General features: G+C 39.5%; 17 protein-coding genes. 8 read left to right on the top strand and 9 right to left on the bottom strand.

Annotation, left to right across the window (positions count from 1 at the left end; translation table 11 throughout):
* Positions 1 to 52: 52 nt before the first annotated feature.
* Positions 53 to 1,042: an ABC transporter ATP-binding protein gene (locus CSEC_RS09180; protein WP_041018121.1), complete on the bottom strand. Its 990-nt coding sequence runs from the start codon at positions 1,040 to 1,042 to the stop codon at positions 53 to 55.
* Positions 1,035 to 2,057, bottom strand: a complete 1,023-nt coding sequence (locus CSEC_RS09185; protein WP_041018122.1) for an ABC transporter ATP-binding protein — start codon at positions 2,055 to 2,057, stop codon at positions 1,035 to 1,037. The genes CSEC_RS09180 and CSEC_RS09185 overlap by 8 nt, the downstream gene beginning before the upstream one ends.
* A gap of 266 nt (positions 2,058 to 2,323) precedes the next feature.
* Between CSEC_RS09185 and CSEC_RS09190 the strand changes: the two genes are divergently transcribed.
* From CSEC_RS09190 to CSEC_RS13150, 4 genes are all read left to right on the top strand, one after another.
* Positions 2,324 to 2,941, top strand: a complete 618-nt coding sequence (locus tag CSEC_RS09190; protein WP_237559234.1) for a TIGR00153 family protein — start codon at positions 2,324 to 2,326, stop codon at positions 2,939 to 2,941.
* A gap of 24 nt (positions 2,942 to 2,965) precedes the next feature.
* Positions 2,966 to 4,387, top strand: coding sequence for an inorganic phosphate transporter (locus tag CSEC_RS09195; RefSeq protein WP_041018123.1), 1,422 nt, complete (start codon positions 2,966 to 2,968; stop codon positions 4,385 to 4,387).
* 445 nt (positions 4,388 to 4,832) lie between these two features.
* A complete protein-coding gene (locus CSEC_RS09200) occupies positions 4,833 to 5,081 on the top strand; it encodes a transposase (protein WP_041018124.1) in 249 nt (82 codons plus the stop codon).
* 32 nt (positions 5,082 to 5,113) lie between these two features.
* A complete protein-coding gene (locus tag CSEC_RS13150; RefSeq protein ID WP_154017675.1) occupies positions 5,114 to 5,290 on the top strand; it encodes a hypothetical protein in 177 nt (58 codons plus the stop codon).
* A gap of 321 nt (positions 5,291 to 5,611) precedes the next feature.
* Here the strand turns inward: CSEC_RS13150 and CSEC_RS09205 are convergent, their stop codons facing one another.
* A complete protein-coding gene (locus CSEC_RS09205) occupies positions 5,612 to 6,664 on the bottom strand; it encodes a beta/alpha barrel domain-containing protein (protein WP_041018125.1) in 1,053 nt (350 codons plus the stop codon).
* Between the two features lie 318 nt (positions 6,665 to 6,982).
* Here CSEC_RS09205 and CSEC_RS09210 point away from each other — a divergent pair, with 318 nt between their 5' ends.
* A complete protein-coding gene (locus CSEC_RS09210; RefSeq protein WP_041018126.1) occupies positions 6,983 to 8,230 on the top strand; it encodes an MFS transporter in 1,248 nt (415 codons plus the stop codon).
* Positions 8,231 to 8,240: 10 nt separating this feature from the next.
* On the opposite strand, the gene CSEC_RS09215 is transcribed toward CSEC_RS09210, so the two are convergent.
* The 3 genes from CSEC_RS09215 to CSEC_RS09225 are packed head-to-tail and all read right to left on the bottom strand — an operon-like array spanning position 8,241 to position 11,876.
* Positions 8,241 to 9,944, bottom strand: a complete 1,704-nt coding sequence (locus CSEC_RS09215; RefSeq protein WP_041018127.1) for a hypothetical protein — start codon at positions 9,942 to 9,944, stop codon at positions 8,241 to 8,243.
* A gap of 31 nt (positions 9,945 to 9,975) precedes the next feature.
* Positions 9,976 to 11,151 carry a small ribosomal subunit Rsm22 family protein gene (locus CSEC_RS09220; protein ID WP_041018128.1) on the bottom strand — a complete coding sequence of 392 codons (1,176 nt, stop codon included), beginning with the start codon at positions 11,149 to 11,151 and terminating at the stop codon, positions 9,976 to 9,978.
* Between the two features lie 14 nt (positions 11,152 to 11,165).
* Complete coding sequence (locus CSEC_RS09225; RefSeq protein WP_041018129.1) at positions 11,166 to 11,876, bottom strand: pseudouridine synthase; 711 nt, start codon at positions 11,874 to 11,876, stop codon at positions 11,166 to 11,168.
* A gap of 226 nt (positions 11,877 to 12,102) precedes the next feature.
* Between CSEC_RS09225 and CSEC_RS09230 the strand changes: the two genes are divergently transcribed.
* From CSEC_RS09230 to CSEC_RS09240, 3 genes are read left to right on the top strand one after another with little or no spacing between them, the layout of a single operon-like run.
* Entirely contained in the window at positions 12,103 to 12,780 is a 678-nt protein-coding gene (locus CSEC_RS09230; RefSeq protein ID WP_041018130.1) for a 2,3-bisphosphoglycerate-dependent phosphoglycerate mutase, read from the top strand.
* Positions 12,781 to 12,791: 11 nt separating this feature from the next.
* Positions 12,792 to 13,970, top strand: a complete 1,179-nt coding sequence (locus CSEC_RS09235; RefSeq protein ID WP_041018131.1) for a cysteine desulfurase family protein — start codon at positions 12,792 to 12,794, stop codon at positions 13,968 to 13,970.
* Between the two features lie 2 nt (positions 13,971 to 13,972).
* Positions 13,973 to 14,767 (top strand): NifU family protein, encoded by a 795-nt coding sequence (locus CSEC_RS09240; protein WP_041018132.1) that lies wholly within the window; start codon positions 13,973 to 13,975, stop codon positions 14,765 to 14,767.
* Positions 14,768 to 14,837: 70 nt separating this feature from the next.
* On the opposite strand, the gene CSEC_RS09245 is transcribed toward CSEC_RS09240, so the two are convergent.
* The 3 genes from CSEC_RS09245 to CSEC_RS09255 all read right to left on the bottom strand — a co-directional run.
* The gene (locus CSEC_RS09245) at positions 14,838 to 15,578 is read right to left on the bottom strand and encodes a biotin--[acetyl-CoA-carboxylase] ligase (protein WP_079978030.1); all 741 of its coding nucleotides are present in this window, start codon (positions 15,576 to 15,578) and stop codon (positions 14,838 to 14,840) included.
* Between the two features lie 140 nt (positions 15,579 to 15,718).
* Positions 15,719 to 17,026: an F-box/WD repeat-containing protein gene (locus tag CSEC_RS09250; RefSeq protein WP_041018134.1), complete on the bottom strand. Its 1,308-nt coding sequence runs from the start codon at positions 17,024 to 17,026 to the stop codon at positions 15,719 to 15,721.
* Positions 17,027 to 17,054: 28 nt separating this feature from the next.
* Positions 17,055 to 18,107: WD40 repeat domain-containing protein (locus CSEC_RS09255; protein ID WP_041018135.1), on the bottom strand; the 1,053-nt coding region annotated here is incomplete at its 5' end.

Here is an 18,107-nt window from a genome sequence, read left to right on the forward strand (position 1 = left end):
ATTGCTTAACTATTAGCGCTTGCCTAGCGGATTAGGGCGGTAACCCAGGGGTTTAAGGCAAAATGCAATGGTATGTGTGATCCATTTTTTCGGTCCCTTTATCAAACACTTCTCTTTTTGGAGGCGTTTCCTCGCAAATTTTTTGTGCGTAAGGACATCTTGTCCTAAAAGGGCACCCGCTTGGCGGATGGACGGGAGAGGGGATTTCGCCTTCAAGTAAAATCCGGCTTTTTTCCTCCGAAGGATGCCTTTTTGGCACAGCCGAGAGAAGAGCTTGAGTATAAGGGTGTTTTGGATTTGAAAACAACTCGTCAGAAGAGGCGCATTCCATAACCTTGCCAAGGTAGAGGACAATAACTTTGTCAGAGATATGTTTCACAAGCTCAAGGTCATGAGCAATAAAAAGATAGCTTAGCTTAAGCTCTTCTTTCAAATCGTTAAATAAATTTAAGATCTGAGCTTGATAGGAAACATCAAGGGCCGATAGCGATTCATCTGAAATAAGCAATTTTGGCTTTAGGGCAATCGATCTGCCGATGCAAATACGCTGCTGTTGTCCCCCTGAAAATTCATGAGGGTATTTATCGAGCGCTTCTTCACTTAAACCGACTTTATGAAGGGCTTCTAAAGAAAGAGATCTTGCTTCATCTTTATTACTTGCAAGCTTTAGAAGCAATATGCCTTCGCTAATTGTTTCGGATATAGTTTTTCTCGGATTTAACGACGCATACGGATCTTGAAAAACCATTTGCGTATTTCTTCTAAAAAAAGACTTTTCTGCCGGGGTAAGGGATTGAATATTTTTTCCTTCAAAATATATTTCTCCGGATGTCGGTTCTATAAGCCCGGCAACCATTCTTGCAAGAGTGCTTTTCCCGGATCCTGACTCACCTACTAAACCAACGACCTCTTTTTCTTTTATCTCAAAGCTGACGTTGGAAACAGCTTTTACAGAAGCGACCTCATGTCTAATGATTCCTGAGTAAATAGGAAATTTTTTATAGAGGCGGCTTGCTTGCAATAAAGACGGCTTGTCAGACATGATTCCCGCCCTCTAATTTTTTTTGGCTTTCTTCTGTCCCATCAAGAAGCCAACACCTTGCATGATGGAGTGGCCCGCCGGGGGCTTTAAACGAAGGGGGGGCATGGCTAACACATTTTGGCATTTTAAAAGGGCATCTTGGGTGAAACCGACAGCCTGTCGGGTAATGGGTGATGGGCGGCACGGAACCTTTAATGGCAGGAAGTCTTGTGTCCCTTGAAGTCGAAAGGCTTGGCCTTGATTTAAACAGCCCTTGCGTATAGGGGTGAGCCATATGATCGAAGATATCGAAAGAAGTTCCTTCTTCAATTTTTTGGGAAGCATACATCACAACGACTGAGTCTGCAAGTTCAGCTACAATTCCCATGTCATGGGTAATGAGAAGTAAAGCCATGCCTTCTTCTTTTTGAAGCTTTCGAATTAATTCGAGGACTTGAGCTTGAATTGTGACATCAAGGGCTGTTGTCGGCTCATCTGCAATAAGAATGTCCGGTTTGCAAAGAAGCGCCATGGCAATCATGACCCTTTGTCTCATACCGCCCGATAGTTGGTGGGGGTAATCAAAAATACGCTCTTCAGGGTTTGGAATCCCCACTTGTTTTAAAGATTCAATAATTTTGAGATAAGCTTGCTCGCCTTTTAACGAAAGATGTATTTCAACCACTTCCAGAAGTTGATCTCCAATGGAATATACCGGGTTTAGAGAACTTAAAGGGTCTTGGAAAATCATGGCCATTTTTCCGCCGCGAATGGATCTCATTCTTTTTTCGGAAACTTGGGTTAGATTTTCTCCTTTGTAAAGAATCTCTCCTTTTGAAGGGAGTGCCGGAGGAGTTGGAAGAATTCGCATTAAAGATAAAGCGGTTAGGGATTTTCCGCAGCCTGACTCCCCGACAAGCGCCAAAGTTTTGCCGCGAATTAAGTCAAAATTCATATTATCGACGACAGCATAATTTTTCCCTTGTATGGAAAGCTCAACTGTCAAGTCTCTTACTTTTAATATGGATTCTTCCATAGGCCGATAGTTCCAAAAAAAATTACTAAAAAAGATAAAAGTTTCTCTATGATCCTACCTTTTTTTAATTCTTTCGCCAACCTTCTTTATAGGCTTCTTTCGAATTTCTTTATTTTTATAAACAAATTTTTTTTTGCAAAAATAAATTGCTTATAGTTTAAGATGTGTTAAAAAAAACCTCAACTTTATGGCATAACTCTTTAAAAAATATGTTAACGATATTAAAATTGTTTGGTCGATCCCCATTTGAACCTTTAAAGGCTCATATGGATAAAATTGCAGATTGTGTTTATCACCTCGTCAAAATGTATGAGGCGTTAGCCAATAATAATGAAAAAGAGGTCTTAGACTTAGCAGACCTTATTTCCCATCTTGAACATCAAGCGGACCTTATTAAAAATGATATAAGAAATCATTTACCGAAAAGCCTTTTTCTTCCTGTCGATAAAAGCCATTTGCTTGAGCTTTTAAGTTTGCAGGACGGGATCGCAGATGCAGCTGAAGATGCAGCGGTTTTAACAACTTTAAAACCGATTGTTTTTTTAGATACCTTTAAAGATGAATTTTTTAGCTTTTTACAAAAAAATATCGAGACCTTTGATGAGGTAAGACTCATTATCAACGAAATGCATGATCTTTTGGAGGCCTCTTTTGGCGGTGCAGAAGCTGAAAAAGTGAGTTCATTTGTGGATAGGGTGGCGTATAAAGAGCATGAAGCGGATTTAATTCAAAGACAGCTTTTAAAAAAGCTTTTTGCATCCGAGAATGAAATGACCTACACCACTTTCCATGTTTGGCAAAGATCCATTGAAGCTATTGGGGGAATTTCCAATTTATCAGAAAGGCTCGCCCTGAGGGTAAGAAGAATGTTAGAAATAAAATAGGTAAAAAAATAATTTAAAAAAACGATGGATCACGAAATAATACTTATCACTTTAGTCGCTTTGGCAGGCCTTTATATGGCCTGGAATATTGGCGCAAATGATGTCGCGAATGCCATGGGCACCTCTGTTGGATCAGGCTCTTTAACTCTAAGACAAGCCGTCTTTATTGCAGCGGTTCTTGAATTTACAGGAGCCCTTCTTTTTGGCTCGCATGTTTCAGATACGATTCAGCAAGGGATTGTGAATCCCTCCATTTTTGCTTTTGAGCCCATGAACTTTGTAAAAGGCATGTTGGCTTCATTAATAGCGGCTGGAATTTGGCTTCAAATAGCTTCTTACTATGGCTGGCCGGTATCTACGACTCATTCGATCATAGGAGCGATTGTAGGATTCGGAGCGATAGTTGGCGGCTTGGATGCCATTTATTGGAAAAATGTTTTCTTTATTGCCACAAGCTGGATTTTATCGCCTATTCTTGGCGGGATAGTTGGGTATCTTGTCTTCATTTGGTTAAGAAAAGTTGTTTTTTATGCTTCCAGTCCTATTGCAGCCACCAAAAAAATAGTTCCTTGGCTTGTTTTAATTTTTCTTGGCACCATTTCGCTCATAATTATGTTTGGCGGGCTAAAGAATTTGAATATCCACTTAAACTTGGTAGAATCCATTTTTTTTAGTCTTTTATTAGGATCTATCGGCGCATTTATCGCTTTTTTCCTTGTAAAAGACCTTCCGAATAAAAAAATTGGGGCTTCTCTAAAGCCTGACACAAGTCAAGAAGCCATTCAAGACCTTGAAAAAGCCAAAAAGTACCTTTTCGCCGCCCGCGAAAAAACCAAAGGGTCTACATCATATCAAGTGGGGATAGCCCTTGATGAATTAGAGCATTTATCGCATTCCATGGAGCAAGATGACCAAGCAACGCCTTCTGAATATGAGCTTGTTGAAAAAGTATTCGGCTACCTTCAAATTATGAGCGCCTCTTTTATGGCTTTTGCTCATGGCGCGAATGATGTCGCGAATGCCATAGGACCTGTTGCTGCAGCTTTTGTTGTTTTAAAAACAGGTAAAATACCTACCTCCAGTATGGCAATCCCTATATGGATTTTAGCCCTAGGAGGGCTAGGCATAGTAGCCGGCCTTGCTACTTGGGGATGGCGTGTGATTGAAACTATAGGAAAAAAATTGACCGAGTTGACCCCTTCCAGAGGCTTTGCGGCGGAATTCGGCGCGGCTTTGACAATTGTCTTTGCTTCAAGGCTCGGTCTTCCTATTTCTACAACCCACACACTAGTTGGAGCGGTTTTAGGCATCGGCCTTGCAAGGGGAATTGAAGCGCTTGATCTAAGCACTACAAGAGATATCGTAGTCTCTTGGATAGTCACGGTGCCGGCCGGGGCTTTAATATCAATTGCGGTTTACTATCTTTTGTTGTTTATACCAACTTAAACCCGTGATTAACGCCCTAATCCGTGGCCAACCGCTGTAGATGGATGGCAAATTTTTAGCTTTCCGGTGAAGGGAATGTTTCCTTTCATTCCCGATACGAAAGATGAAAAAGATGAGATTCAGCTATCAGATGATTGGTCACGAGCGATATCTTCCTTTTTTACGAATGGAAAAATATCATGAATGAACAAGCTATAGCAATTTTCTTTCATCTAGCGATGAAATCGTAAAATCATTCGGTTTGTCTGATGATCCCCACTACAAAATGACCCTAGCGAAAGGTAATGACCTTTGCTTTGATATCAGCCCTCGCATTAGCACGTTAGATTCGTGCAACATGCCCTTGTCTCCATGTCGTTTAAGTATTTTCCAAACATAATTAGCCATAGTCGTTTAGTTAGACGCCTTCATGCTATTCAAGAAAACATGGGGTGGATGATTTTTTATGTACTTCAAATGTATCTTTCGTAAGTTTGAGGGTGAAGTTTTTATTGTCGATAGCTTTTCTGTAAAGGCATATGAAAATCATAAAAGTTTTCGAGCCAAAATTTTTAAAGGAAAAGAATTTCACGGATATACGGCTTCAAAAAAACAATATTTTTTTGGAATCAAAGTTCATATGATTGTTGACGAAATAGGAATACCAATTGAATTCTGTATTACTCCAGGAAGCACATCTGGCATAGAGGCTTAAAAGAGCTTCCTTGCGAGCTTCCAAAAGGGTTTATGTTGTTTGCTGATAAAGCATCCAATAGTTGTACACTTGAAGATGATCTGCAAGAAATGGCAGAAATAAGACCGGTTCCAAGACGGAAAAGCAACTTAACCCAAGCAGCATTCACCAAGTTTAGATGTTATCTTAAGGAAGAAACCGCATTGAAACTGTTTTTAGCAGCATTTTAAGCAGAATACCTAGATATATTCCTGCTAGAAGAGAGAAAGGGTTTTACCTTAAAATTTCATTCTTCATTATCGCTCATTTATTTAGCATTTTAAACGTAAGTTAGTCTCTTCTAGGCTGATTCTAACAACGCCTCTAACTAATTTCATTTGCCTCGCTAAGATGAAAAAGCTTGGCTTCGGCTACGGAAATACGCATCCACCTCCTTAGAATCAGCTTAGAAGCGAGATTGGGACGAAAATCGCGGGTTAAAGCTTTGGAAAATTAGAGGACCGGTTAGATCAAAGCCGAGACGTTAGTCTCGGCGTTAACTTCCCAAGTTTTCAAAGTGAAGGAGCCTTTTCCTTCAATATTTTAGCCAATAAAAATTCTATCTTACTTACTTTTTCGACATCAATGCCTGTCCTGAAGTTTGATTTTTCAAGGAAAGTCAGTAAATGCATGGCATTTAGATTGCCTTCAGTATTAGCAATAGATGGGCATCCGCCGATCCCGTTGATAGTGGTATCGAATTTACGGGCCCCTTGTTCTAGCGCTGCGGCCACTCTTTCTAAATCATCGCCATGAAAGTGATGGCCAAGCTTTTTAACTGCTTCTTTTGGATTTCGGGAGCGTTCTCTAATGGCTTGAATGGTTTCATAAACCCGTTTTGCAGAGGCTTTTCCATTAGTATCGCTTAACACAACCTCTTGAGCACCCATATCGAATAGTTTTTGTGAAAAGCTTGCGATTTCATCAACGGTTAGCTCTTCATCTTGAAATCCGCCGTAAGCAAAAGAGAGATAAACCCTATTCGGAAGGTTAAGTGAAGCTAATCGTTTTATAAGAGAGCCTGTCCTCTCTAAAGAGGTTTGGACGCTGCAGTTCGTATTTTTTAACGCAAATCCGGCAGAGGCGGTTGTGATAAGGGAGACTCTTAGGGGTAAATCTTTTCTAGACTCATAAAGGGGGATAAGGCGCTCTAAGCCTTTTTCATTCGGGACTAAAATATCGAAGGTTTCTCCATTTTTGGAGGTTAACCCTTTAAAAACTGATTCAGTATTAGCCATGCTTACCAAGTTTTTTACAAGACTGCCAAATTCAATATGAGGATAGCCGGCCTCAGAAATTGCTTCTATGAGCGCAAGCTTATCTTCTGTTGAAATAATTTCTTTTCGTTTTTGCAAACCATCTCTTGTCGTTGAGTCGAGGGTCATAACAGATTCTTTTGGGATGCAGTTTAGACTTTTAAGCAAAGGGAGATGAGGAATATTGTACGATCGGCCTTTCCAAGTGGTTTTGGTTTGACACCCAAAAAGCGCTGTGGTTAAGGAGGGGCTGGATAACCTTTGTAAATTTACCCGTAAGCAAGATGAAACTTTCGTTTTCGGCTGCATATAAAGTCCTCTTTTTTATATAGAATTCGTATTTCGGAGTGGTTCTAAAGAAAAAAGAAAAAAGAATGTTACCAAAAAAATCTTCTTTTTTAGAATGGCTAAAACAGCCCAGAGAATGGTCAATATAAATTTTTAAAATGAATAGTTTTATTAATTGAATATTAAAGAATCTAATTGTATTATTTTTTGTTAAAATGGTTGAAACTTTTCAATTAAAATTCATAAATAAAAACTCTTTTATTTTTTTACTAACATTTTAACAGGTAATTTGTTATGCCTAGTCTGTCGGTTATAGAAAAGAGTTAAAAAGCTTTGGTTATGGAAAAAGGGTTTAACCTAAAGACACTCGTTCAAGAAAAAACTCGCCTTGCTTTTTTATGGACAAAGATTTTAGACACTCCCTTTTGGGCGATGTTTAACATGCTGCCTTTTATTTTATATAAGGATTTGCAAGCCTCAAGCTTTGAAATTGCCGTTATTATTGCTCTTAAGCCCTTATCTGCGATTATTTCCATGTACTGGAGTGATCACTTAAGCAAAAAAGGCTGGAGTTTAAAAAATAATATTCTTCTTAGCAATTTAATCAGACACCTTCCCTTTTTCTTATTCCCATGGGTCTCCAATCCTTGGTTTTTTATTTTTGCTTTCGGTCTTAATATGGCTCTTTATAGGGGAGCGCAGCCTGCCTGGATGGAAATTTTAAAAGTAAATCTGCCGGGAGTTGCTAAAGAAAAGACCTTTGCTTTCGGTTCGGCTTTAGGGTACATAGGGGATGCCATCATTCCCTTTGTCATTGGCATGGCTTTAGATGGGGTTGAGCAAGGATGGCGATATATTTTTCCGATCACGGCCTTAATCTCCCTTTTTCCTTTAGTTTTTCAATGGCATATTCCCCTTAAGGAAGATTTAGAGCTAAAAGCAAACCCCATAAAAAGCTCTCTTAAAGACCATGTTGTTTCCCCATGGAAGAGCACTTTCCAATTAATTAAAAAAAGAAGAGATTTTGCCTATTTTCAAATCGGCTTTATTCTTGGAGGCTCGGGACTAATCATCATGCAGCCTGCGCTGCCGGCTTTTTTCTTTGATAATTTAAAGTTGTCCTATACGGAGCTTGCAGTGGCTTTAACTTTTTGCAAAGGGATTGGCTTTGCCCTCTCAACCCCTTTTTGGACAAGGTTTATCGGAAGGGAAGATATTTTCCGATTTACAAGCCATGTCATTGCTATCGCCGCCCTTTTTCCATTCTTCCTTCTTTTTGCGAAATTCAATTTGATCTGGCTCTATCTTGGATATATCGGATACGGTATTATGCAAGCCGGAAGCAATTTGAGCTGGAATATGTCGGGCCCGATTTTCTCTAAGGATGAAGACAGCTCTCTATTTACAACGGTTAATGTTGTGACAGTCGGCCTAAGAGGCCTTGTAGCCCCGGCTCTTGGAAGCATTTTGAATTCTTACTTTGGCTCCCAAGCTCCGCTTATCGGAGGAGCCCTCCTTTGTCTTTTGGCTACAGAAAGACTATTCTCCTATAGCCGAAAGCTTGGGTTTAGTAAAAGACAAGCCTAAGGCAAGATCGTTAGGTTTTGGTGAAGTGGCGTGCGTGCGCGTATTCTTCAAGTTCATTGATAAGGTTATTGATCTCGGAAAAATGCTCTTCGAAGTCTTCGCCAAAAAGAAGGATGTCTTCTTCCAGTCTTTTTGCGAGCAGCTTCTCAGCTTCTAAGATATTATTAGGGGGTGTTTCACACTCTCTTATAAAATCGACAGCCTGTTTAAAAGCTGCGGCTTGTACTGTCCTTTCATGCAGGGTAAGAAGAGGGGGGCAAAACTCAAGTGTTTCTCCGGCTTCCTGAATAAAAATAAAAAGGATCGATTGTTCAAAAATTTTTCCAAGTAAATGCACAAAATCGATCGCTTCTTTAAAGGGGAAAAGATATTTTTTCTTTTCGGTTAGATCGAATAAAGCCTCTTCGTACACCTTTTCTAAAAAGAAATAAAGAGGAAGATACCCCTCAACCTTAGTTTGAAGCATGATTTCTTTATCAAAAGTTCTTTTCTCCAAAAGTTTTTCGTGAATAGAGGCGATCACTTGATTTTCAAACAAAGAATAGGTTTGAGAGAGGGTATTAAAAGCCTCTTTTTCTTCGGCTATTTTTCCAAAAAAAAGATCTAGAATCTCAAGGCTTTTTTCTTGGCTAATCAGAGATTCCGGGACTAGCTTTAAAAACTGCGAGGCCAATTTTTTGTGGAGGTTTAAAAAATAGGTTTTATTTTTTTTGAACGCCTCTTCTTTAAGTTGAAGAGATTTTTTAGCTAAAGTGTTCAAACGCCCCTTAGGCAAAAGAGCGATAGCGACAGCGTTTTTCTTCTCATGGAACTGTTTGAATAAGGGAAGAAATTCAGGCCTGAGAGGGCAATTTGGAATAAAGCAATTGCTTAAAGCCCAACCCGCATATTGTTTTGGATGGGGGTAGCCGCTTTGCATGGACCTTCTTAACATTCTAAACGTTTGAGGAACACTTCTTAAAGAAGCTCCTTGCTTTCTTATAAACTCGCCTGAGAGTTCAATTTCTTCCCCGGGGAGCGGCAATAGGGTTTGTGAAAGCACTACCGTTTCTTTATCGGCAAGCCCTGAAAATTGCACCGGGACCTTAGCAAGATCAATCACTTTAAGGGGAATTTCATGATCTTTTAAAAGCATAATGCCTTTCATTCGAAACATGTCTAGCTCTTGCGTTAAAGGCTTTTCATGAACTTCTCTTTTTTTTAAGCTCAATCTTACCCCTTCTGTTTTTAACGCAGAAGCCGCATTTTTCCGGACCTCCTCGCCTTCCTCATAATGGGAGCTTAACTTGATAGGCATTAAAATCTTTGGAAAGGAAGATTCTTCTTTTTCCAATCCCAGCGTTTTTAAAAGAAGAAAGGGGATTTTATGGCTCCAGCTCGGGGATTTTTTCGTTTCATTTTTATCATTAAAGTCGTGAATGGCCGCAACCGCTAATTTCGCAAGCTTTTGCTCTTTTGGAGAGCCTTTCTGAAATTTTTCAAGGAGAAGATAGTTGGATTTTAAGGTGACGATCGCAGCTGTTAGTTTCTCTGAGAAATCTGTTGTTTTTTTCTCGGGCAAGAATATTTTTTGAAATAGAGATTTTAAATGCGAGCTTACAGCTTGCATTTTCATGGCGGACTTGCGATGATTATACTCTTCGAGGACTCGAATCGCAGACTCAATAGCCTCCAACCGCTCGGCAATTTCTTTTGATAAATTTTCCTGAGACATGGTTTCTAAGCTTCTCTATTATTAATTAAAACTAATTTTCTTCTTCGTAAACCTCTTTTAAGGCTTTGCCAAGCGGGGTATAGACTTCTAATTTTGTAGTTTGCTGAACAAGTAAATCATCCCCTCTAACTTGAGGATCTTGAATTTGTATGACTTCGCCACGTCTGAGATATTCATAGGCCCTTGACTCTTTGGGGTGCTTTTTCAGAAGAGTTCCAAGACGCTTTTTTCCTTGTTTGCCGCAAAGAAAAAATCGGCTTCCATTTTGGGTTTCGATAGGGGGGCTTATCACCCTAAAAAGAGGTTTTTCAGCAATTTTTGGCCACTCCTGCTTATTCCCCCGAATAAGAAGATAACTCATTTTAAGAGAGTTTCTTTTCATCTTGCCGGATCTATGAATTTCATCAATCAGATAAGGGCTTTCGAGCTCTCTTTGGGCGTAGCAAGGAGCTTTGCTTTTTAGAGCAGGGCATTCTCCTTGATAAAGGCAAGGCGCTTGAATGGGATAGCCCTGTTTTACAAAATAGTTTCTAAGCTCTAAAATTCTAGCATTGGTTCCTTTGGAAGAACTATCAACTAAGAGGAAGTGGCCATCTTCACTTAAGTGCTGGAGAAGTCTATTGAAAAACGATGTTTGTTCTTCAAAATTTCCTTCTTTTGATGGAAAAAGCTCTTCCAAACCGTGGGCTAAAATGATGAGATCATACTTCCCCTCAAAGGGCCAATTTCTTCTATGAACATCCATTCTTCTGACGTTTAAGGAGTATCCGGCTTTTCCCGCAAGCTCACCTGCTATTCTTAAAGCGCTTTCGTGGTAGTCGGCGACTGTGACTTCTTGCGCTCCAAGTTTTAAAGCCGCGTAAGCATAGGAGCCTGGCCCGCTGCATAAGTCAAGGACTCTTTTTTTAGAAGAAGGCAGCTCTTGAAGAAGAGAAAAGGCTTCCTGAAAGTGGAGAGGAAAGTAATAAAGAAGGTAGGAAACTAGATTTTCAGCTTCTTTAAAAGATTCTAATGTCCCTAAATGGCCGTTTTTTGCCTGGTGTTCTTCATATTCTGTTATTTTGGCGACGACTGATCTAAACTCCCTTGTCTGTAAACGATCATGGGGTCCTGAAAGCCGCATCGTTCGTCTCCATATAGAGATGAGAAGCGGCATTAATTCATTTAATTCTGAAGTCAGCGAGGGTGCTAAATCTCTTTTTTTCATGGTTTATCTTTTTTTTAAGAGAAAAGGGTTTCTATTTCATTATTTGAAAGTTCCTTAAAAGCACCTTCCGCTAAATGACCAAGGTGCAGTCCTCCGATTCGAATACGTTTTAACTCCAGGACTTCAAGGCCGGCTTTCTCAAGCAATAACCTAACTTCTCGGTTTTTTCCTTCTTTGACAGAGACTTTTACAGTGCCTCGTCTCACTTTTTGTACTTTTACAGGCTTAATAAGGACTCTATCTATGACCACTCCTTTAGAAATTTCTTGCAAATGGTCCGGGGTAATTTCCTTATCGGTCTTAGCCAAGTATTCCTTTTGAATATTTGAGCTTGGATGAATGATTTTTTGGGCTAAATCCCCATCTGTTGTCACAAGCAAAAGCCCGGAGGTGTCTTTATCTAGTCTGCCGACAGTAAAAAAACGTTTTTTTATGTGAGCAAAAAAAGATAAAACGCTTTTTTGAGTAGGCAGGGGATTCGCTGTGCAAACATAACCCTTCGGTTTATTGAACATAAAGATGAGCTTCTTTTGGAAAGGATTAACCTTTTTTCCAAAAACTTGAATATGATCCCTCTCTCCGACTAATCTTCCAGGCTCTAGGACTGTTTCGCCATTAATCTTGACTTTTCCATCAAAAATGATTTCATCGCATTTTCTTCGTGAAGCCACGCCTGCTTCCGCTAGAGCTTTATTCAATCGTACTTGCTGGGGGTTTTTTTCCATATCGGGCTATCTGTTAAAAAATTAATGAAAAAAAATTTTAACTAAAAATCTATTAAATTGCAATAAACTACCCTTTATAAATATATTAAAAATAAGTTTTTGTTTATAGAATACGGAAGTCAATCAGAAGCCTGGCGACTAATCCCTTTATTGACTATGATTGTGAAAAACAGGACAAATTTTTCCTTTGAAAGTGTTTTTAAGGAAATAGGGAGACGGAAGACTAATGAGCCTTTTAATCTTGCTAAGACATGGCGAATCGGAGTGGAATAAGTTAAACCTTTTTACCGGCTGGGTTGATGTTCCTCTTTCTAGAAAAGGAATTAAAGAAGCAGAAGATGCGGGCAAAGTCATCAAAGACATCAAAATCGATGTAGCTTTTACCTCTACTTTAATTAGAGCTCAAATGACCTTGATGCTCTCTCTTCTCGATCATCCCTCCGGAATTCCGTATTTAACCCATACGGGAGAAGGAAAACTTGAAGAATGGGCTAAAGTTTATAATGAAAAAACCTTTGCAAGCTTAATTCCCGTTTATACTTCCTGGCACTTAAATGAGAGAATGTATGGCGAGCTGCAGGGAAAGAATAAAGCTGAAATGATGGAAGAGTTTGGGGCTGAGCAAGTGAAGCTTTGGCGCCGAAGCTATGATGTAGCTCCGCCCGAGGGAGAGAGTTTAGAAATGACCGCTCAAAGAGTAATTCCTTATTTTGAAGAAATGATTGTCCCCCACTTAAGGGAAGCTAGAAACGTCTTTGTTTGCGCCCATGGAAATTCCCTTAGAGCCATCCTCATGGACCTTATGGGATTAAATAGAGAAGAAATTATCCAGCTTGAAATTGCAACCGGCGAGCCAATCATCTATGAATTTAAATATGGCTCCTTCTACCGAAAAGAATCTTAAACAAATCATTCATGAAAGAAATTTACCTTGATAATAGCATGGCTTCAAAGCCATCAAAAAAAGCCGTCAGTGAAATGATGCCTTATCTAGGGGAGCGGTTCGGCTCGCCTTATTCTCCGCATAAGTTAGGTGAAAAAGCTCAAAAAGGGGTTCAAGAAGGCTTTAGGAGTCTTTATTCGTCTTTAAAAGCGAATGAGCAAGATACGATTGTTTTTACCTCGTCCGGGGCTGAAGCTGTCAACCAAGCGATCCTCTCCGCCTATCTGACACATACTCTTGAAAGCGGAAGAAATCAATTCCTGGCAGGAGCGAATGATGAAGCGGCTGCCATTATGTCTTTGAATCGCCTTAAGGATTTTTCCTGCAATTATAAACTGATAGGTCCTAATAAACAGGGATTAATTACAAAAGAAGCTGTTGGAAATGCGTTAACCCCAAGAACGGCTTTAGTATCCCTTTCTCTTGCCAATGGCCTGACAGGGGTCATCAACCCTATCTCTCAAATTTCAGAATTGTTAAAGGAAAGAGCCATTTTATTCCATGTCGATGCGACCCATGCCATAGGAAAATTGGATCTTGATCTTAATGAATTAGGCGTTCACTTTTTAAGTTTCGGAGGAGAGACCATCCACGCCCCTTTTGGAGCGGGCGCTCTCTATATTAAAGAGGGCCTCAAAGCAGCCCCTTTTATTCAAGGTGGCGTTGAGCAAGCGCACTTAAGAGGAGGGCCGTTTAGTGTAGCCATGCTTTTAGCTTTAGGAACTTGCCTTAGGGAAGCTGAAGAGACAAAAATGATCCTTGCCACAGAAACAGCAAGGCTTAGAAACCTGCTTGAAGACCTTATTATTGAAAAGCTGCCAACAGCCTTGCCTTTTTATCAAGAGGAAGAAAGGCTTCCTCATGTATCCGCTATAGCCTTTCCCGGAGTTACTGCCGAGACTTTACTTTGGAGACTTAATGAAGAAGGGGTTTATGCCTCAATAGGGGGAGGGAGCTTGCAACAGCTCAGTCTAATTCTATCTTCAGCCGGCGTTCCAAAAGATTTGGCCCAAGCTGCGCTTAGTTTTAGTTTGTCTCGGGAAACGACCCAGGAAGATATAGAAAACGCTGCCAATATCATAGTCAAATGTGTGAACCAATTACTGCCATTGTCTTCCCAGCTTAAATTTAAAAGAGGGGAGGAAGAGTAAGAATGAGCCTTAAAGAATTAATAGACCCTTTTCCCTGGTATCGCTACAGCAAAAAGCTTCGTTTAAAGATTTTAAACCCTAGGAATTTCGGCTTTTTTAACGAAGAGGATGCCAAAAATCGATCCTTAAGAAGAGTTCTTGGGGAATCAGGCTCTATAGAAGAAGGCAATTACATCCTTTTTTATTGGCTTTTAGATCGGGATGATGGGACGATTGTGGATGCAAGGTATCAGCTTTTTGGGCAAACAGCCTTAATTGGCGCCCTTGAAGGCGCAATAGAGCTGATTGTTGGAAAAAATTATGATCAAGCTTCCAGGATCACATCCGATCTTATCGATAAGCAGCTTCGGGATAAGCCAAAAGAGGCGGCGTTTCCTAATGAAACATGGCCTCATTTAAATCTTGTTTTAGAAGCGATTGATTCTGCAAAAGAAAAGTGCTTGGATTTGCCGCTTCCAACCAGTTACTCGGCGCCGCCCATTTCACTTGGTGGAACAGGGGAAAAATCAGAGGTTCCCAATTGGAAAGAGCTTGTCCATGAACAAAAAATTGCCATTATTGAAAAAATCCTTGATGAGGATATAAGGCCCTACATTGCTCTAGATGCGGGAGGCGTCAAAATCGTTAAAATTTTGGATAGCGGGCAAATTCTCATTCGCTATGAAGGCGCATGCACGTCCTGCTACTCATCGATTGGAACGACCCTCTCTTTTATCCAGCAAACTTTAAGAAATAAAGTACATCCCGATATCGAATTGATACCTGACGTTGACTTTACAAGCCCCTACCCCGCTTAAACCATGCTACCCGGCCTGAAAGCATTTTTAAGGACATGTTTCGACATGTCCTAAGGATAGTATTCAGCGGTTAAAGTTCGCTATGTTCTGTGAGGAGTTCACCTGAAAAGAAAGTTTTAAAAGACCCTTCTTCAATCTCTAAGGAAAGGGATCCGTCCCGATTGAGCCTTCCCTTATTTCCCTTTTGGAGCTTCCCCGAATTATCTTTAAAGACAAGGGGGCCATCGAGGGTTAAACAAGATTTAAAAGGTTCATAAAAAGGATCGAACCCCTCTTTTAGAAAAATAGAAATTTTTTCATTAAAGTTTTTAGCAATATCATTTTTAACTGCATCGATATTAAAAGTTCGATTGGTTTCAAGATATAGTGAGCTTACAGGATTTGAAAGGTTTTTAAGAGATTCTTCTTTCATGTTTATATTAAGCCCAAGACCTAAGCAAACAAGACGTAAAGCACCAATTGATTTGGTTTCAGACAAAATGCCTGCGATCTTTTTCTTATGAATTAAGAGGTCATTCGGCCACTTGACTTTAGCTTCTAAGCCAAGTTTTTGGAGGACTTCGACAACTGACAAGGCTAAAATTTGGGGAGTGTTTGAAACATTTTTTTCTTCTTCGCAAAAAAAACAAAAACTCGCGTAAAGATTTTCCCCTTTAGGTGAAAACCAGCGATTTTTATGCCTTCCTCGACCGGCCGACTGCTCTTCAGCTGAAATCACGCTGAGTTTTTCCCTCGCTAGGAGTAGCGCATTTTGCAACACCCAAGTGTTAGTGGAATATAGGATGGGAAAGTTAATTTCTATTATTTCCATATTAGCTCAATTAAAAAAAAATATATAATTCACAAAAAAATTAAAAAAGAGAGCCACATTTAACAATCAAACCCTTTAAAATTCAATCTTTTTCAAAATAAACCTCCTTGGATTCGAAACTTAAGGATGATTCAGGTGAGTTATTTCAGCGGATCTTGGGGTTTTTGATTAAAATCTAAAATGAAGAAACTGTCATTTGATCCGATGATGATTTTTCCAATTTCTAGTCCTATTCTATCTCTGGATATATTTGAGGTTTCAAATTTTCTAAGTTCTTTTCCTGTCTCAATGTCCCAAAGTCTAATGGCTTTGTCTTTGGGTGAAAATATTAAATCCCCTGAGTAACTGATGAGGTTTTTATCTAAAACATTTATATGAGTGACTTGACCGCTATGGCCTTCTAGGGTCCTAAGTCCTTTTCCTGTCTCAACGTCCCAAATTCGTATAGTGCGATCCTTTGAAGCGCTAAAAAGCTTTCCTTGACTTTCTATCAACGCGGTTACAGACTTTGAATGGCCTTCGAGTTTTTTAAGCTCATTTGTTTCAATATCCAACAGATGAATAACTCCTTTTTTCAAAGCGATGAAGAGCTTTCCTTTGGCTGAGATAAATTTTTTTATAGGCTCAAGGTATTGTATCACTCTAATTTCATCTCCCGTTTTAGCATCCCAAATATAAAATTTATGGTCTTCGGTAATACTAAAAATTTTTCCGTCAGAAAGACAAAAGTTAGGAAAATAGTTAGGAGGCGCTAAGACTTTAAGTTCACTTCCTGTCTCAATATCCCACAACCTAATTGTATTGTCCCATGCGGTGCTGATGAGAGTTCCATCAAAGATATGCAATTTTGTGATGAGAGCCGTATGGCCGCTTAACACTTTAATCGTTCTTCCTTTCTCAAAATCCCAGACACGAATGGTATTAGCTGAGGAACTAAAGAGCTTTCCTTTAGACATATTAATATCTGTGTAATTTAGGATTTGTCCTTTAAGTCTTTTAATTTCTTTACCCGTCTTTCCATTGAGAACGCAGATATCGTGCTCGGTGCCAGCAAAAATGTTACCTTCTATTATCTTAAGGCAGGTTAAAACACTATCCAATTTTATTTTTGTAAGGTTGGGCTCGATTTTTCCGGAAGTGGATCTCATTCGGGCATCGGCCATCAATTGTTGCCATAAGAAGTTATCATCAATATTGGTTCGGGAAAGGGTTTTAGAGGATTCCGGAAATGATTTAACAAATAGAGTTCTTATTAGGGCGCTATCCTTGCTTAGGATATTCCAGAGTTTACAAGTGAGAGCTGCCATGTTAAGGGATTTGAAGTCGAGATTTGAAAAAATTTCTATCATTAATTCAGCGGGTAAGGAATGAATGCCTGGATCTTCTCTTTCTTCACTTTCATTAAGACCCTCAATAATTGACGGCTTTGAGCCCACTCTATTATACATAATTTAATTTTAGGATGGTTTCAGCGTGTTATGTCATGGGATTTTTTGGTTTTTGATTAAAATCAAAAATGAAGATGCTGCTATTTGAGCCTGTGATGATTTTTCCCTTTTCTAGTTGTATATTAAGTAAATTCAGGCGGATATTATCTGTAGAAAGGGTCGATGTCTCAAACTTTCTTAGTTGTTTGCCTGTCTCAATGTCCCAAAGTCGAATGGTTCGGTCTTCTGAGAATCGAGATATTGAATCTCTTGAGTAACTGATGAGGTTTTTGTCTAAAACTTCAATATGTGTAATTAGATCACAATGACCCTCTAAGGTCATAAGTTTCCTTCCTGACAAAGCGTCCCAAACTTGTATAGTGTGATCCTCTGAGCCGCTAAAGATTTTACCTTGAGCCCCTACCAAAGCGGTAACAGACTTTGTATGGCCCTCGAGTTTTTTAAGCTCACTTGTTTCAATATCCAACATGTGAATAACTCCCCCCTTTAAAGGGATGAAGATCTTTCCTCGCGTTGAAATAAATCTTTCTATAGGCTCGAGGTATTCGATGACTCTAATTTTATCTCCTGTTCTAGCGTCCCAAATATATAATTTATGATCTTCGGTAATACTAAAAATTTTTCCTTCAGAAAGACAAAAGTTAGGAGAATAGTTTGGAGGTGCTAAAACTTTAAGTTCATTTCCTGTCTTAATGTCCCAAAGCCTTAAGGTCATGTCCCAAGAGGTGCTAATGAGAATTTCATTGAAGATACCCAATTTTGTGACACTGTCAGCATGACCTCTTAATACTTCAATGGTTTCTTCCTTCTCAAAGTCCCAAATGCGAATGGTTTTATCAAGTGAAGAACTAAAGAGATTCCTGTCTGACATGATAATATCTGTGGCATGGAGGATATGGCCTTTAAAGCTTTTAATTTCTTTTCCGGTATTCCCATCGAAAATGCGGATAAGGTTATCAAAGGTTCCGACAAAGAGGTAGCCCTCTATCAGCTTAAGGTATGTTAACCAACTAGTTAATTTTATTTCTGTAATATTGGGTTCAATCTTTCCTGATTGCGATCTCATTCGGGCATCGGCCAT

Source organism: Criblamydia sequanensis CRIB-18, from assembly GCF_000750955.1.
In the GTDB taxonomy this organism is placed as follows: Bacteria; Chlamydiota; Chlamydiia; order Chlamydiales; family Criblamydiaceae; genus Criblamydia; species Criblamydia sequanensis.

What these genes read in the sequence shown, in the direction of transcription:
- CSEC_RS09180 (WP_041018121.1), bottom strand. Translation starts at nt 1,042, where the DNA reads ATGTCTGACAAGCCGTCTTTATTGCAAGCAAGCCGCCTCTATAAAAAA.
- CSEC_RS09185 (WP_041018122.1), bottom strand. Translation starts at nt 2,057, where the DNA reads ATGGAAGAATCCATATTAAAAGTAAGAGACTTGACAGTTGAGCTTTCC.
- CSEC_RS09190 (WP_237559234.1), top strand. Translation starts at nt 2,324, where the DNA reads ATGGATAAAATTGCAGATTGTGTTTATCACCTCGTCAAAATGTATGAG.
- CSEC_RS09195 (WP_041018123.1), top strand. Translation starts at nt 2,966, where the DNA reads ATGGATCACGAAATAATACTTATCACTTTAGTCGCTTTGGCAGGCCTT.
- CSEC_RS09200 (WP_041018124.1), top strand. Translation starts at nt 4,833, where the DNA reads ATGTACTTCAAATGTATCTTTCGTAAGTTTGAGGGTGAAGTTTTTATT.
- CSEC_RS13150 (WP_154017675.1), top strand. Translation starts at nt 5,114, where the DNA reads ATGTTGTTTGCTGATAAAGCATCCAATAGTTGTACACTTGAAGATGAT.
- CSEC_RS09205 (WP_041018125.1), bottom strand. Translation starts at nt 6,664, where the DNA reads ATGCAGCCGAAAACGAAAGTTTCATCTTGCTTACGGGTAAATTTACAA.
- CSEC_RS09210 (WP_041018126.1), top strand. Translation starts at nt 6,983, where the DNA reads ATGGAAAAAGGGTTTAACCTAAAGACACTCGTTCAAGAAAAAACTCGC.
- CSEC_RS09215 (WP_041018127.1), bottom strand. Translation starts at nt 9,944, where the DNA reads ATGTCTCAGGAAAATTTATCAAAAGAAATTGCCGAGCGGTTGGAGGCT.
- CSEC_RS09220 (WP_041018128.1), bottom strand. Translation starts at nt 11,151, where the DNA reads ATGAAAAAAAGAGATTTAGCACCCTCGCTGACTTCAGAATTAAATGAA.
- CSEC_RS09225 (WP_041018129.1), bottom strand. Translation starts at nt 11,876, where the DNA reads ATGGAAAAAAACCCCCAGCAAGTACGATTGAATAAAGCTCTAGCGGAA.
- CSEC_RS09230 (WP_041018130.1), top strand. Translation starts at nt 12,103, where the DNA reads ATGAGCCTTTTAATCTTGCTAAGACATGGCGAATCGGAGTGGAATAAG.
- CSEC_RS09235 (WP_041018131.1), top strand. Translation starts at nt 12,792, where the DNA reads ATGAAAGAAATTTACCTTGATAATAGCATGGCTTCAAAGCCATCAAAA.
- CSEC_RS09240 (WP_041018132.1), top strand. Translation starts at nt 13,973, where the DNA reads ATGAGCCTTAAAGAATTAATAGACCCTTTTCCCTGGTATCGCTACAGC.
- CSEC_RS09245 (WP_079978030.1), bottom strand. Translation starts at nt 15,578, where the DNA reads ATGGAAATAATAGAAATTAACTTTCCCATCCTATATTCCACTAACACT.
- CSEC_RS09250 (WP_041018134.1), bottom strand. Translation starts at nt 17,026, where the DNA reads ATGTATAATAGAGTGGGCTCAAAGCCGTCAATTATTGAGGGTCTTAAT.